Source organism: Citrobacter sp. RHB20-C16 (genome assembly GCF_013890155.1).
Taxonomy (GTDB): domain Bacteria; phylum Pseudomonadota; class Gammaproteobacteria; order Enterobacterales; family Enterobacteriaceae; genus Citrobacter_A; species Citrobacter_A amalonaticus.
Map to the genome: position 1 here is coordinate 3,516,161 of NZ_CP057630.1, position 14,636 is coordinate 3,530,796.

Here is a 14,636-nt window from a genome sequence, read left to right on the forward strand (position 1 = left end):
GTTGCATTGTACAAAGTCTGGCGCAAGGATGCCACGTTTGCACGCGGCATTTACCGAAAATTATTCCCGAAGGGATCAGCGAGTGCGAGCGCACACTTCGCCTTCACCGAAGAAATAGGCGATTTCGCGCTGGGCGGATTCCACTGAATCCGAACCGTGAGTCCCGTTTTCAGTGAAGCTGTCGGCGTAGTCGGCACGCAGCGTACCCGCCAGGGCGTTAGCCGGGTTGGTTGCACCCAGCAGATCGCGGTGACGCTGTACCGCGTTTTCGCCTTCCAGCACGGACACCACGATAGGACCAGAGGTCATGAACTCGACCAGACCGTCAAAGAACGGTTTGCCATCATGCTCAGCATAGAAACCGCGCGCCTGTTCAACGGTCAGGTGCAGCATTTTGGTACCGACGATTTTGAACCCTGCTGCTTCAAAGCGCGCAAAGATATTACCAATAACGTTTTTTGCCACCGCGTTTGGCTTGATGATGGAAAAAGTACGTTCAATAGCCATGATTACCTCTGAAAGATGTTCTGTTGTGTTTTACCTGGCGCGGATTATAAAGAGCATCCCGGCTATTGCATATGGATGAAGGTAACATTTTTTTAAAATAAGATGAGCATTAGCAACAAAAAGTGTCAACCTGGTCTACTGCAACGTAAACCTCACCGTCGCAACCTGCCCGCTCTCATCCATCGCCAGTAGCTGATAGTCACCTTTTTCGCGCAGACGTAACGTGACACCGCGCCCACGTTCTTGTAGCGGTTCGCCATTAAGGAACCACCAGCGCTCTCCTGTGCCGCCGCTGCTCTGAAGCGTTACGCTCGCCTCTGTAGCCCCCGGTAAACGTCTGACGATTGCGCCATCACGCACGCCAGACAGCAACAGTGGTAATGCGGGATCCTGCCCGTGCGGCGGACACACCGTTGAGGATAACGGCAAGCGCGCACGGCGACGCTCAGCGGCGGGCAACCACGGTTCAAGCGGCAACGGCCAGACAATCAGCATTTGTTCTTGCGCCTGCGGACAATCTGCGGCAACGCGTCGGCCTGCCTTATCCAGCCAGATCGGGAAACGAATACCGCTCACCCCTTCCTGCTCCGGCAGCAACAGCGTGGGCGGCTGCACGTCTTCCAGCAGCCAGGTGGCCAGACGACGCCGACAATTGCTGTCACCAGGGGGAAGAGACTGCCCGCCAGGCCAGCACACAACGCCACGGGTGACCGACTGCGGGCGCGGATCTTCCGGCAGCGAGGCGCCACGGGCTAAGAGCAGGTTGTTTACCTGATTGAGCAGCGGGATTGCACTGGCATAACCGAACTGTCCGGCAACGGGCGTACCGTCCGGTCTGCCCGTCCAGATACCGATGACATAGCGAGCATTGAGGCCAATCGCCCACGCATCGCGATAGCCATAGCTGGTGCCCGTTTTCCATGCCAACGGGGCCACCCGGGGAAGCGCGCTATCCGGCAGCGGCTGCGCTTCATCGGCCAAAATACGCCGGATGATCCACGCCGCACCGGGCGACATCAGTCTGCGTTCGACAAGGGGATCGCCCGGCTGCAAACGCAATTTTCCCGCTTTGCCGTGGCGAGCAAAAGCGCTGTACGCCGCGACCATATCCTCAAGCCGCGCGCCTGCGCCCCCCAAAATAAGCGACAAATTAGGAGTCGCGCCCGCAGGCAAGTACAGCGGCAGTCCACTATTACGTAATTGTGCGGCAAAACGCTTCGGACCGTAGGCCTCAAGCACCTGTACCGCAGGTAAATTCAGCGAGCGCACCAGCGCTTCGCTCATACTGACAGGGCCATGAAAACCGCTGTCAAAATTACCTGGACGATAATCCCCACTACGGCGCGGTACATCCTGCAATAAAGACGCCGGGTGGATTAATCCATCATCCAGCGCCAGCCCATAGACAAAAGGCTTAAGCACGGAACCGGGCGATCGAATCGCCTTGACCATATCCACATGACCGAAACGCGTGGCATCATTCAGATCGACCGAACCGACCCAGCCACGCACGCTCATGTCAGTGTGATCGACGACGATCATCGCCAGCGAACTTCGCGCTGGCAGCCTGCCCTTCCAGTTTTGTGCCAGTTCTTCCAGCTGTCGTTGCAGCCCGGCATCCAGGGTGGTGACAATTTTGTCGCCTTGATTTTTACCCAACATCATCCGCGAGAACAGCGGTGCCAGTTGCGGCATCTGGCGAGGCGTCAGCCAGACCGGCTCTTCACGTGATTCCTCCACCTGGTGCGGCGACCAAATCCCCTGCATTGCCATCCGCTCAAGCACTTTGTTGCGCGCAGCTTCTGCCCGATCCGGCCAGCGATCAGGGCGCAGTCGACTCGGTGCCTGCGGTAATACCGCCAGTAACGCAGCTTCAGAGTAACTGAGCTGTGACGGAGGTTTTCCGAGATAGGCCCAACTGGCCGCGCCAATTCCCTGCAACGTGCCGCCAAACGGCGCACGATTGAGGTACAGCGTCAGGATGTCGCGTTTTGAGAGATGCCATTCGAGCTGCAGAGCGCGCCAGAGCTGGCGAAACTTACCGCCTAAAGTGCGGGGATGTGGATCGAGTAATCGCGCTACCTGCATGGTCAGCGTACTGCCGCCAGAAATCACTCGTCCGGAGGAGAGATCCTGCCAGGCGGCACGAAGTATGGAGAGAGGGTTTACCCCCGGATGTTTCCAGAACCAGCGGTCTTCGTAGTTAATGAGCGCCTCAAGATAACGCGGAGAGACCTCTTCAGGCGTTACCGGATAGCGCCAGATGCCATCCGCGTCAGCAAACCGCCACAGCGGCGTTCCGTCATGGGCCACGACCACCCGCGCCGGATTGACCTCACGTAAAGGCAGCGGCCAGATTTTATCTGCCACCCAGACGGCGCAAACGAGTAAAACAGACGCGGCGGTCAGCCAAAGCCAACCGCCGCGTTTGCCGGTTAATCGCCCCATTTACGGCTTAACAATCAGAATGTCCCCGGCTACACCGGTCGCCCGCCATTGTGGAACATACATCGATTCTACCATGGGCATCGGCACCTGATAGGTTCCCGGCGTCACCGCTCGCGCCAGATAGACCAGCGTCACCGGCTGTCCACTATTCACGGCCACGGCGGCAACAAAGCGGTCATCCCGAAACTCAACGTGCTGAATATCTGCCTGCTGCATTTGATTGAGCAGGTTTTGCACCTCGCTGCCGCTGTCCTGCAAGCTGGCGCTACCGTTTGCCAGATTCTGGTTTTCCAGTTCCAGCCCGGCTGGCAGCAGATCCACCACCAACGCATCCGGTACATCCTGACTGGCTTTCACTTCCAGCCAGACCAGAACAAGTTCACCACTACGCAGGGAATCCAGCGATTTGCTCTGCCCGTCACTGCCCAGAATATGACGCTCAATCTGCAGCACATTGCTGGCAGGTGCCGGAGCCGATTGTGGATAGCCGCTCACGTCCAGGCGCAACCACATCGGTTGAGCACCGTTATTCGTCACCTGCAACGCCGCAAGTTGATCGGCATCCAGATTACGGGTTTGTGCTTTATCGCCCGTCAGCGGTTGCTCCGCAAGAGAAGTCTGCGCCTGCCAGGTACCGGGTAGATCCTGCAGCGAACGGGCTGCCAGGAACAGCGCATTATTCTCTTGCGTTGACAGCCAGCGCTGACTAAACGCTTGTTCAGAGAGCGTGTTCAGCAGCGAGTTCTGGACGTCCGGCTTAAGGTTATTCTCTTCCAGCAGCGCCAGCATCAGGGCGTTATCGCGAAGCGGACTACCGTAATCAGCCAGCCACTGACGTTCATCGTGACGCGGGGTGGAGAGCGCCAGCGCAACCGCATCGTCACTCCGTTTCGCGTCCCCCATCGTTTTCAACGCTATACCTAATTGCAGCAGCGGTAAGCCGGATGCCGCCTGACTGCGCCGTTCCCAGATCTCGCGCAGCGCGCCAAGTGGGGCTTTTTGCTGCCGCGCCAGGACCAGCGCGGCATAAGCCTGCACGGCAAATTTGCTTGCCTGCGTATCGCTGGAGTAGCGAATCGACATCATTCCCGGATCCTGCAGGTATCGCAGCAGGCGCGCATTGCCCTGATTGATCCCCGCCGCTGGAACGCTATAGCCCTGCTCACCCGCCCGAACCAGGAAATCCATCGCATAGGCGGTCAGCCAGTACTCTTCCGGACCATTTTTGTCCCACAGCGCGAAACCACCGTTATCACGCTGCATTTGTAACAGGCGGGCAATCCCGGTTTCGATTGCCGCACGACGCTTCTCGTCGGTATCACCCGTGATGCCCAGCGCTTGTAGCTGCGCGGCATTGGTATAAAGCGACGGGAACAGGCCACTGGTGGTTTGTTCCAGACAGCCGTATGGATACGCCTTCAGTTCACGAATATAGCGCGCCAGATTTAACGGCGGTTTACCACTGAGCAACAGTTGGCCCTGTACCGTCACCGGCGAGAAGTTCATCACCCCTTCTTCAGGAAGGGTCCAGCTTTCCCCCGGTTGCAGCATCACGCCGTTATTGACTGTTTGCGCCGGGAATGCCGGACGTACGCCAATTTTCCACTGCTTTTGCTGCGGTCCGATGTCTTCTCCCGGCACGTTCAATCCACTTAACGTCGCCTGCAGCTCACCATCACCAAATCCTTCTTTTGCACGAACAGGAACAAACAAGGTCGTGCGCACGCCCGGCTCCAGATTGACCTGCGCAGGCTGGTCGCTGACCAGTTCGATCAGTCCGCTGGCGGCCAGCGTCACGTTCAGTGACTGTGGTCGATCGGTAAGGTTGGTCACGTCCAGCACCAGTCGCGAGGTATCGCCACCGGCCATAAAGCGCGGCATATTCAGCTCAGCAATGACCGGGGCGGCGACAATAGTTTTGCTTTCATTGCTGCCAAAGTCATCCGCCGTCCACGCCTGCGCCATCACGCGCAGCTCGCCGTTAAAATCGCCAATCGGTAGCGTCACACTGCCTTCACTCTGCTCATTGAGCGTGACCGGTTGCGCCTGCTGCGCCACGATATTTACATGGTTGACCGGCGGTTTACCGCCGCGCTTCAGTTCATCGCCATCACCGCCAAAGCGCAGTGCGGCCAGACGCCCCTGGGCCTCAATCACCTGACCATAAATGTCATAAATATCCGCGCCGTAGCGTTTTTGTCCAAAGAAGGCCTGCCACGGATCCGGCGTAACGTAATCGGTAATGTTCAACACGCCGCTATCCACTGCCGACACCAGGACGTTAACCTGTTTTGGCGTCTCGCCGTTTTTACTGCTGGCCTTGATCTTCACGGTCAACGGCTGGTTCGGACGCATTTTAGCCGGGCTTTCCAGCGCCAGCTCCAGACGTCGGTTTTCGTCTCCCAGCGGTAAATGCAGCAAGCCTACGGCACGTTTCGGCGTTGCAGAACGAGATTTATCTCCCGGACGCACCACCAGCGTGCTCAGGTAGAGATCGTGGCGATTCCATGATTTATCGACCGGAATGGAGAGCTCCAGCCCCTGTGCCGGGACATCAATTTCCTGCCACCACAGCGGACCTTCACTGGATTCTACCATCGCATAGCCTTTCCCCGCCGCCGGTGCTGCAATATGTAGCTTCATGGTGTCGCCCGGACGATAGGCCGGTTTGTCCAGCTTCAATGTCACGCGATCCGGCCGAGCCGCCCCGCTGCCATCACTGTTATCCTGCCAACTGTAACCTGCCCAGAAACGGACGCTACTGATCGCATCGTTTGGCGCTTTCACTTCCAGTCGGTAGGCACCCCATTCGACCGGGAATGTCACTTTGCCGGTTTCATCGGCTTTCAGATCCAGCGTCTGCTCACCTTCCACCAGATCTTTTTGATCAAAGCGCGACTGCCAGCCTTCGCTTTCCAGCCAGTCCCAGTAATAGTCGCGACGCTCACGAATCAAACGCACCTGTAAGCCGGAGACCGCTTTCTTCTCTCCCTGGGCATCGACATAGACAATGTCAAAAGCGGCGTTGCTGTCTTCATCAACAATCGGCTGATTCACCGTAGTATCGGTGCGGTAGTCATATACCGCTTTAACGGCAAATTGCGGGCGGATACCCGGTAATGTGTCTGCCGGCCAGATCGCCTGCTCAGCGCGACGCGTAACAGGACGACCACCGGACTCCAGCAGGCTGGCCTGCAAGATCACCTGCAACGGTGAGTGGGTCTCACGCCACTCGCTATTGGTGCTGATGTCACCACGCCCGGTTTCATCCAGCGTCAGTTGGACTTCATCGAGACTGCGCGACAGGTTCTCCTCGGCAATATTGCCAAACTGGAAGCCGGGCAGTGACGGCACGGCATCACGCAGTGGGCGCAGGTACAGCTGCCCTTGCAGCGCATTGCCATTCGCCGGGGCGCCGTAGAGGTAGTAGCCCACCACCGAGAACGTCACCTTATCAGACGGCGACAAAGGCGTTTCCTGGCTGGTGAGATTCAACGCCATTCGCTCCGGCATGAAATCTTCAACGTGGAAATCCCACATCTGGCTTTGGTTATCGCCCGTGTTGGCGCGAATGTGCCACATTCCGGTTGGCGCACCGCTGTCCAGCGGATAAGTAAAGTGATACAACCCGTTATCCGGTTGACTGACGACAGTACGAATCACCTGGCCGTCCGGTTTAACGACCTCCAGTTTCACTGGCTGATCGGGCAGCGTCTTGCCGTCGCTGTCACGCAGCAGACCGTTGAGGATCACCGTCTCGCCAGGACGGTAGAGATCGCGCGGGCCAAACATAAAGAACTGTTTGCTGTAGCCGGGATCCCCCGCGATGTCGAACTCTGCTAAATCCAGCGCCGGGAGTTTCAGATCCAGCAGCGTGGTTTGCCCCTCTTTACGCGCCAGCAACAGCGCGGCATTCTGGTGATTTTCAAGCTGTACATGGCCTTTCGCATCGCTGGTCGCTTTCGCCAGGGTCTGTCCTTTTTCATCCAGCAAAGCGACATCTACCCCCTGCTGCGCGGCACCATTCTCCAGACTTTGCGTAAACACATCGAGCCGGTTCTGATAGCGATGTGCCGATACGCCGACGTCGCTGAGCGTGAACAACGTTGCGGCGTTGCTGTACTCGTACTGCCCGGCTTTGGTCATCACCGCGACGTAGACACCCGCCTGCTGCAACGGCTTAATCTCGCTCAGCGGCAGAAGAAGTTTTTCGCGGGTGTTACGCGCAGGATTGAGATCAAAGCGACCGGTATAGACCAAATCCGCCATTTTCAGCAGATTGTCGGACTCCCAGTTGGACATCGAATTCCGGTACTCCCACTGACTGACAAAGGCCGCCAGCGATTCAGGTTTCACGCGGAAAAAGTTAACGTCTACGTTGTTCACGTTGAGCGCCATCACGGGCAGCCCTTCCACCACTTTCCCCGGCAGCAGTGAACCACGGCTGGCAAAACCCACGCTGGGTTGAATATCACGCGTGGTGAGGCTTTTCTCATAGTTGATTTCGAAGGTCGCGTTGTTCAGCGCCCTGAGATCGCGCTCAATGGTCACCAGCAGGTCACGATTCGGTTCCAGGTGGCGTAAACGCAGCTCTTTCAGATTCGGCGACAGTTCCCATGCGCCATCGACTTTGCCGCTTTTTTTATCCACCACGTGGACGAGACGGGCAAAATCCTGTTCAGGATCTAACGGGATGGAAAAGGTCAACACCAGCGTCGATGCACCGTCCAGTTGCACCTCTGAGACATCCAGCAGCGTCAGCGCTTTGCCCTCGCTTTCTCGGGCCAGTTTCTGCAACTGCGCGGTATCTTTTTCTGCTTTCTTTTCCGCCGCGGGTTGTGCGGCGGGAGCGTCGTTTTTTGCCGCTATCGGAGCTTTATCGTTGTTGTCGCACCCAGCCAGCGCCAGCATGAGCATGCAGGCGACTACGCGTATGTGTTTCATTTTTCATCCCTGGCCTGTATGGCCCGTTAGCAACGTAGAATCGTTATTATGCGTGAGATTTCACTTTGTGTAAGTCTCTTTCCCCTCCCATCTTGTCTGAATTTAATTAAGAAATGTGGGATCACCGGACAAATCAGCCTCTTTTACTTGTCCCCTGTCGGCAAAGGCCTGACAATTTACCGGACACCTGATAAACATGGAGATCCCCATGACTACCGCCTTTTTTGTCGCCGCCGACTGGCTTGCCGAGCATATTGACGATCCGCAGATTCAAATTATCGACGCCCGCATGGCGCCGCCAGGACAGGAAGACCGCGACGTTGCGCAAGAGTATCGCTCGGGACATATCCCGGGTGCGGTGTTTTTCGATATCGAAGCGCTCTCCGACCACACTTCACCTCTGCCGCATATGATGCCACGCCCGGAAAGCTTCGCCGTGGCGATGCGTGAACTGGGGGTACATCAGGATAAACATCTGATCGTGTATGACGAGGGTAATCTGTTCTCCGCCCCGCGCGCGTGGTGGATGCTGCGCACCTTTGGCGTGGAGAACGTGTCCATTCTGGGTGGTGGTCTGGCGGGCTGGCAACGTGATGAGTTGCCGCTACAGGAAGGTAACGTCGAACTCCCGGAAGGTGAGTTTGATGCAGCGTTTACCTCTGAAGCCGTCGTGCGCGTCACCGACGTCCTGCTCGCCAGCCATGAGAAAAGCGCACAGATTGTCGATGCCCGCCCGGCAGCACGTTTTAATGCTGAAGTCGACGAGCCGCGTCCAGGTCTCAGACGCGGTCATATACCCGGCGCCTTAAACGTGCCGTGGACAGAACTGGTTCAGGAAGGCGAATTGAAAACAACCGACGAACTGGATGCCATCTTCTTTCGCCACGGCGTCAGTTTTGATCGTCCGATTATCGCCAGTTGTGGTTCTGGCGTGACGGCAGCCATCGTCGTGCTGGCGCTTGCGACGCTGGACGTGCCAGACGTCACGTTGTACGACGGCGCGTGGAGTGAATGGGGATCGCGTACCGATTTACCGGTAGAACCGGCTGACGCTGAATAAATTCTGATTTCTTAGTCAGCTTCGCCCACAAAAAAACCGCTCAAACATTTGAGCGGTTTTTTTGTGCTGGTCCGGTTCGCGGCCTTTCCAGCTGGCTGTGTTGCCATAGCAATGCAGGCATGCCGTAGTGGGGTAATACTCTCTTTTAAGGAAGATAATGTCAAGTTAGTTAGCCAGGAAACTATTAGGAAGTTGATGTATCATTCTTCCCGGCCCTTTTCGCCGCCTCGCAAGCGGGCACTGGCTTCAGAAAAGGATGTCCCTTGGCCGTTAGCGCAGGCATGTCGTAGTGCTTGCTGTCACGGCATTATCGCCAGTGGTGCTGTCGTGAAGCGGTCTTTGCATGGACCGCACAATGAAGATACGGTACGTCTGTATCGTGCTTCTTGTTTCTGGTGTGTTGTGCCTTCACGCAGACCAGAGTTACCCCAGTAATTCTGTTCTCGTAAAGACCAGCGACCAGGGCAGGTAAACGAGGATGCCGCCTTTCGGGGCGGCTTTCCTTCACTTAAATAATTCGGTTCTGTTTGAAATCACGCAGGAACCCGCCCCAGCGGCGTTCGTAGAACGGCGCGATGTGTTCGGTGATAAAGTGGCTGATCCCTTTCTCCCCTTTTTTCACCTGACAGATATCGATCGGTTCATCGCCCGGTAGCGTATCAGTTGCCACACTGCCCGCAGCCTGAATAATCTCCTCAATATCGCCATCGGCCTCAATACCAATCAGCAGATTTGCCTCAGCGTCCGCGCGCTCTTTAATTGAGCAGAGAAACGCACGCTTCACCGGCTTGATGGTCTTAAACAGCGTCGTGAGCGAATCGATCATCTGTGCTGGTGGTTCAGCCACTTCGGAGAGAATCAGCGATTCCCCACCTTCCAGCACTTCCTGCGTGCTCAGTGGATTGCCCTCTTCCCCCATCAGCAGGCTGATTTCGCGAGGCATAAACTCTTTACCAGTCGGCAATTTGGCGTTGAGGAACAGCGTTTCGCCGAGCGTCATTTCAAACAGCGTCCGTACTGGCATCACCACAAACGCCTGCTCATCTTCGACGGCCTGCTGCAACGCTTCCAGCGAGGTGAAAAAGGGGATAACGGTGGTGCCATCTTCTTTTTCCCAATGCTGAAGATCGAGCGCGCTGTCTTCGACAATCGCTTCGCCGTCTGCCGCAGTACCAGGTACCCAGACAGTGGATTCCAACAGGGTGCGGAAAAATGCCGGACGGTGTGCGGGTTCAGTCGCCGCCTGCTCCAGCAGGGTTTCTAATTCATTTTTTGTTTCAGACATAGAGATCACAAATAATATATGGATTGTAGGCCTGATAAGACGTATGACGTCGCCATCAGGCAAAATGCCGGGGAGCGCCTCGCTTACCCGGCCTACAAAAATACCCTTCAGGCAGTCAGTAGATTCGCGATTGTACGCACGCCCAAACCGGTCGCCCCGGCAGACCACTGCTCAACCGGCGCTTTGCGATAGGTTGCCGAACAGTCGATATGCAGCCAGCCCTGCTGGTAGTTTTCCACAAAGTGCGACAGGAATCCTGCGGCTGTGCTCGCCCCTGCCGGATACGCCGCGCTGCCGGTATTGTTCAACTCGGCAAAATTAGACGGCAACTGGTTGCGGTGGAATTCCGCCAGCGGCAGACGCCAGAACGCCTCGTTTTCTTCGGCTGCGCTTGCCAGCAGACGGTTCGCCAGTTGGTCATCGAAGCTGAACAGCGCGTGGTAGTCGTTACCCAGCGCGGTTTTCGCGGCTCCGGTCAGCGTCGCAGCATCAATGATCAGCTCTGGCTTCTGCGCGCTGGCGTCAATCAGGCCATCCGCCAGCACCAGACGCCCTTCCGCGTCGGTATTCATCACTTCGACGTTTTTACCGTTGCGATAGTGGATGATATCGCCCAGCTTGAACGCGTTACCGCTGATCAGGTTATCCGCACAGCACAGGTACAGTTTCACGCGTTTGTTCAGACCGCGCGTGATCGCAAACGCCAGCGCGCCGGTTACCGTTGCGGCACCGCCCATGTCGGACTTCATGGAGTCCATAAAGGCACTCTGCTTGATGCTGTAACCGCCGGAATCAAAGGTGATCCCTTTCCCGACCAGGCAAGCAAAAACTGGGGCTTCTTTATCTCCTGTCGGGTTGTAGTCGAGCGCCAGCAGGACCGGAGGACGTTCAGAGCCGCGCCCCACAGTATGCAGCCCCATATAGTTCTGCTCACGCAGATCTTCGCCTTTGGTAATACGGTAAGAGACGTGATCGCACGCCACGCTGCACAGCAGGTCAACGGCACGCTGCGCCAGTTGCTCTGGCCCCAGCTCTTCCGCCGGTGCGTTAATGGTGTCACGCACCCAGTCAATGATGGTCAGACGGTTATCCAGCTCCTGACGCTGTACGTCGTCCAGCTCTGGCCATTCCACTTTTCGGCTGCCTTTCGGCCCTTTGTAGCCCTGCCAGAATGACCAGCAGCGGTCTGCATTCCAGCCCTCGCCTGCCAGTTGCACATGCTTGATGCCAAGGCCGTCGATTTTACGTGCCGCGCGCTGAATAAGACCCAGGTCATCTTTCCCATTAAGGTGCAGGGCAATACCATCGTTATTGATACTGTATGTGGCTTTTTCACCCCAGCGTGCGTCAGCAGGTTGTGTGGAAAGCGTAATTTTCATGGCTTCTGTCATGTTATTTATCCTTATTAGCAAACGGGCCGCCTCATGGCAGCCCGTTATGTGACTTACTCTGCTTCATCTAACCAGACTAGCAGAATCGCCTCCAGAATTTTTTCATTGGATGCGTCAGGGTCGTCATCAAATTCCTCAAGATCGCAGATCCACTGATGAAGATCGGTGAAACGAACGGTCTTTGGATCGAGATCGGGGAACGCATCGTACAGCGCTTCACCGATTTCGCGGCTATCGGTCCACTTCAGTCCCATACTACCCTCTGTTAATGCTCACGAGCATGATTGATTGTGTAACGTGGGATTTCGACTACCAAATCATCCCCGGTTACGCGAGCCTGACAGCTTAAACGGCTCTCCGGCTCCAGTCCCCAGGCTTTATCCAGCATGTCGTCTTCTTCTTCCGTGCTTTCCGGCAGGGAGTCAAAACCTTCACGCACAATGCAGTGGCAGGTCGTACAGGCACAGGATTTTTCGCAGGCGTGCTCAATCTCGATACCGTTGCGCAGCGCAACGTCAAGAATGGTTTCACCGGTCTTAGCTTCCAGAACTGCGCCATCCGGACAGAGATCCTGATGAGGCAAAATAACAATCTTTGGCATATTAAACCTCGTCCACGGAATGGCCTTTCAGCGCGCTACGGACCGACTGATCCATACGGCGAGCGGCAAATTCCTGGGTTTGTTTGTCTACGTTTTTAATGGCTTGTTCGATAGCGTCAACATCATCGCCCAGCGCCACTTCGCTCAGGTGCGCGGCGGCATCGTCGATCAATTGACGTTCTGCGGCGCTTAGCAGCGCGGCATCAGCGGTCAGCGCGCCGGTTAAACTCTCCAGCACGCGCGCCGCTTCGACTTTCTGCTCTGCCAGCATACGGGCTTTTACGTCCTGCTCGGCAAAGCTCATCGAATCCTGAATCATTGAGGCAATTTCGCTGTCGGTCAGACCGTAGGACGGTTTCACCTGAATAGAAGCCTCAACGCCGGTGGATTTTTCCATCGCAGTGACGCTCAGCAGACCGTCAGCATCCACCTGGAAGGTCACGCGAATATGCGCGCCGCCTGCCGGGAGCGCCGGAATACCACGCAGGGCAAAGCGCGCCAGCGAACGGCAGTCCTGCACCAGTTCACGTTCACCCTGCATGACGTGGATAGACATCGCGGTCTGGCCGTCTTTGAAGGTAGTAAAGTCCTGCGCGCGCGCCACCGGAATCGTAGTGTTACGCGGAATCACCTTCTCCACCAGGCCGCCCATCGTTTCCAGTCCCAGCGACAGCGGGATCACGTCGAGCAGCAGCATTTCACTGTCCGGTTTATTACCAACCAGAATATCCGCCTGGATTGCCGCGCCAATCGCCACCACTTTATCCGGGTCGATTGACGTCAGCGGCGGGCGACCGAAGAATTCGCCCACACGTTCACGCACCAGCGGTACGCGCGTGGAACCGCCAACCATCACCACTTCCAGCACCTCTTGCGCCTCAACGCCGGCATCTTTCAGGGCACGACGACAGGCCAGCAGCGTACGCTTAACCAGCGCGGAAATGAGTTCATTAAACTGTTCGCGGGTAATCTCGCCCTGCCAGCCCGCCACGTTAATCGTGACTGACTCGGTATCGCTGAGCGCGATTTTCGCCGCGATGGCGGCATCCAGCAGTTCGCGCTGCACGCGGTTATCGCTGCGATCGGCAATTCCCGCCTGTTCACGGATGTAATCCGCCAGCAGGTGGTCGAAGTCATCGCCGCCAAGCGCGGAATCCCCGCCTGTCGCCAACACTTCGAACACCCCGCGACTCAGGCGCAGAATAGAAATATCAAACGTTCCGCCACCGAGGTCATACACTGCAATGACGCCCTCTTTGCCGGAATCCAGACCGTAGGCAATCGCCGCAGCGGTCGGTTCATTGAGCAGGCGCAGCACATGGAGGCCCGCCAGGCGTGCGGCATCTTTGGTCCCCTGACGCTGTGCATCGTCAAAGTACGCCGGTACGGTAATCACCACGCCATCCAAATCGCCGGAAAGCGACTCAGAGGCTCTCGCCGCCAACGCTTTCAGGATATCGGCTGAAACACGGACCGGATTTAGCAAACCCGCCGCCGTTTCAATCATAGGCAAGCCATTTTCACTTGCCTGGAAACGGTATGGCAGATGCGGGTAGCGAGTCTGAATATCCGCCAGTGAACGTCCCATCATGCGTTTCACTGAACTGATAGTATTGGCAGTATCCAGCGCGGCATTAGCGCGCGCATCATAGCCGACCGTGTGGCCCTGCGGCTGATAGTGAACGACGGACGGCAGCAGATGACGACCGTCGTGATCGGCCAGCGTTTCCGCCTGACCGCTACGCACGGTTGCGACCAGAGAGTTGGTGGTCCCGAGATCGATACCCGCAGCCAGACGACGCTGGTGTGGCGCTGCGCTCAGACCAGGCTCACTAATTTGTAATAAGGCCATAATTGCTTCCGAAGTTTAAAAATCGAGCAGTTTTTCTTCGAGTTGTTCTGCACTGCTTCGCAGTTTATCGAGAAAACGCAGTTTACGCACGGTATCGGCCGCGGCGTCCCACGTCTCGCTATCCAGTTGTTCCACCATCAACTGATGGCGGCTATCAAACATCTTTTTCACGCGCTGAATAAACTGTTCCAGCCGCGCCTCGTCTTTCGTCTGTTCGATCTCATCGAGTTCTTCACGCAGTTCCAGTTGTTCCATCAGGAACGCGGTATCGCGCACCGTGTGCTGCTCGTTGCTGAGATCAAAACCGTGTAGCGACAGCAGATATTCTGCGCGCATCAGGGGATGGCGCAGCGTTTGCCAGGCCTGGTTGATAGTGGCAGATTGCTGGACGGCAGCAAGCTGTTCCGCCTGGGTACCGCTGGCAAATTTATCAGGGTGATACTGGCGTTGCAGATCCTGAAAACGAAGGCTCAGCGCCTGAATATCGAGCGGATAACGGGCCGGTAAGCCAAAGAGGGTGAAGTAGTCCATAACATTCTCAGGGGTAG

The 14,636-nt window shown here is 56.6% G+C and carries 10 protein-coding genes; 1 reads left to right on the forward strand and 9 read right to left on the reverse strand.

Going from position 1 to position 14,636, the window contains the following annotated elements; all coding sequences use genetic code 11:
- Nucleotides 1-75 precede the first annotated feature (75 nt).
- The 3 genes from ndk to HVX64_RS16895 all read right to left on the reverse strand — a co-directional run bounded on the left by ndk (nt 76) and on the right by HVX64_RS16895 (nt 7,899).
- Nucleotides 76-507: a nucleoside-diphosphate kinase gene (gene ndk / locus HVX64_RS16885; RefSeq protein WP_042999829.1), complete on the reverse strand. Its 432-nt coding sequence runs from the start codon at nt 505-507 to the stop codon at nt 76-78.
- A 135-nt stretch (nt 508-642) separates the two neighbouring features.
- Nucleotides 643-2,955 carry a peptidoglycan glycosyltransferase PbpC gene (gene pbpC / locus HVX64_RS16890; RefSeq protein WP_044253074.1) on the reverse strand — a complete coding sequence of 771 codons (2,313 nt, stop codon included), beginning with the start codon at nt 2,953-2,955 and terminating at the stop codon, nt 643-645.
- Nucleotides 2,956-7,899 (reverse strand): alpha-2-macroglobulin, encoded by a 4,944-nt coding sequence (locus HVX64_RS16895; protein ID WP_181825065.1) that lies wholly within the window; start codon nt 7,897-7,899, stop codon nt 2,956-2,958. It abuts the gene before it with no gap.
- Nucleotides 7,900-8,107: 208 nt separating this feature from the next.
- Between HVX64_RS16895 and sseA the strand changes: the two genes are divergently transcribed.
- Complete coding sequence (gene sseA / locus HVX64_RS16900; protein WP_044253079.1) at nt 8,108-8,959, forward strand: 3-mercaptopyruvate sulfurtransferase; 852 nt, start codon at nt 8,108-8,110, stop codon at nt 8,957-8,959.
- Nucleotides 8,960-9,467: 508 nt separating this feature from the next.
- Here the strand turns inward: sseA and sseB are convergent.
- The 6 genes from sseB to hscB all read right to left on the reverse strand — a co-directional run bounded on the left by sseB (nt 9,468) and on the right by hscB (nt 14,619).
- Nucleotides 9,468-10,244 (reverse strand): enhanced serine sensitivity protein SseB, encoded by a 777-nt coding sequence (gene sseB, locus HVX64_RS16905; RefSeq protein WP_042999825.1) that lies wholly within the window; start codon nt 10,242-10,244, stop codon nt 9,468-9,470.
- Between the two features lie 107 nt (nt 10,245-10,351).
- Nucleotides 10,352-11,635 (reverse strand): aminopeptidase PepB, encoded by a 1,284-nt coding sequence (gene pepB / locus HVX64_RS16910; RefSeq protein WP_044253083.1) that lies wholly within the window; start codon nt 11,633-11,635, stop codon nt 10,352-10,354.
- Between the two features lie 53 nt (nt 11,636-11,688).
- Nucleotides 11,689-11,889, reverse strand: coding sequence for a Fe-S cluster assembly protein IscX (gene iscX / locus HVX64_RS16915; RefSeq protein WP_042999823.1), 201 nt, complete (start codon nt 11,887-11,889; stop codon nt 11,689-11,691).
- Nucleotides 11,890-11,900: 11 nt separating this feature from the next.
- On the reverse strand, nt 11,901-12,236 hold the full coding sequence (gene fdx / locus HVX64_RS16920; protein ID WP_042999822.1) for an ISC system 2Fe-2S type ferredoxin: 336 nt from the start codon (nt 12,234-12,236) through the stop codon (nt 11,901-11,903).
- A gap of 1 nt (nt 12,237) precedes the next feature.
- Nucleotides 12,238-14,088 carry a Fe-S protein assembly chaperone HscA gene (gene hscA, locus HVX64_RS16925; RefSeq protein ID WP_044253086.1) on the reverse strand — a complete coding sequence of 617 codons (1,851 nt, stop codon included), beginning with the start codon at nt 14,086-14,088 and terminating at the stop codon, nt 12,238-12,240.
- 15 nt (nt 14,089-14,103) lie between these two features.
- The gene (gene hscB, locus HVX64_RS16930) at nt 14,104-14,619 is read right to left on the reverse strand and encodes a co-chaperone HscB (RefSeq protein ID WP_042999820.1); all 516 of its coding nucleotides are present in this window, start codon (nt 14,617-14,619) and stop codon (nt 14,104-14,106) included.
- Between the last annotated feature and the right edge of the window lie 17 nt (nt 14,620-14,636).

What these genes read in the sequence shown, in the direction of transcription:
- pbpC (WP_044253074.1), bottom strand. Translation starts at nt 2,955, where the DNA reads ATGGGGCGATTAACCGGCAAACGCGGCGGTTGGCTTTGGCTGACCGCC.
- sseB (WP_042999825.1), bottom strand. Translation starts at nt 10,244, where the DNA reads ATGTCTGAAACAAAAAATGAATTAGAAACCCTGCTGGAGCAGGCGGCG.
- hscB (WP_042999820.1), bottom strand. Translation starts at nt 14,619, where the DNA reads ATGGACTACTTCACCCTCTTTGGCTTACCGGCCCGTTATCCGCTCGAT.
- hscA (WP_044253086.1), bottom strand. Translation starts at nt 14,088, where the DNA reads ATGGCCTTATTACAAATTAGTGAGCCTGGTCTGAGCGCAGCGCCACAC.
- sseA (WP_044253079.1), top strand. Translation starts at nt 8,108, where the DNA reads ATGACTACCGCCTTTTTTGTCGCCGCCGACTGGCTTGCCGAGCATATT.
- fdx (WP_042999822.1), bottom strand. Translation starts at nt 12,236, where the DNA reads ATGCCAAAGATTGTTATTTTGCCTCATCAGGATCTCTGTCCGGATGGC.
- pepB (WP_044253083.1), bottom strand. Translation starts at nt 11,635, where the DNA reads ATGACAGAAGCCATGAAAATTACGCTTTCCACACAACCTGCTGACGCA.
- ndk (WP_042999829.1), bottom strand. Translation starts at nt 507, where the DNA reads ATGGCTATTGAACGTACTTTTTCCATCATCAAGCCAAACGCGGTGGCA.
- HVX64_RS16895 (WP_181825065.1), bottom strand. Translation starts at nt 7,899, where the DNA reads ATGAAACACATACGCGTAGTCGCCTGCATGCTCATGCTGGCGCTGGCT.
- iscX (WP_042999823.1), bottom strand. Translation starts at nt 11,889, where the DNA reads ATGGGACTGAAGTGGACCGATAGCCGCGAAATCGGTGAAGCGCTGTAC.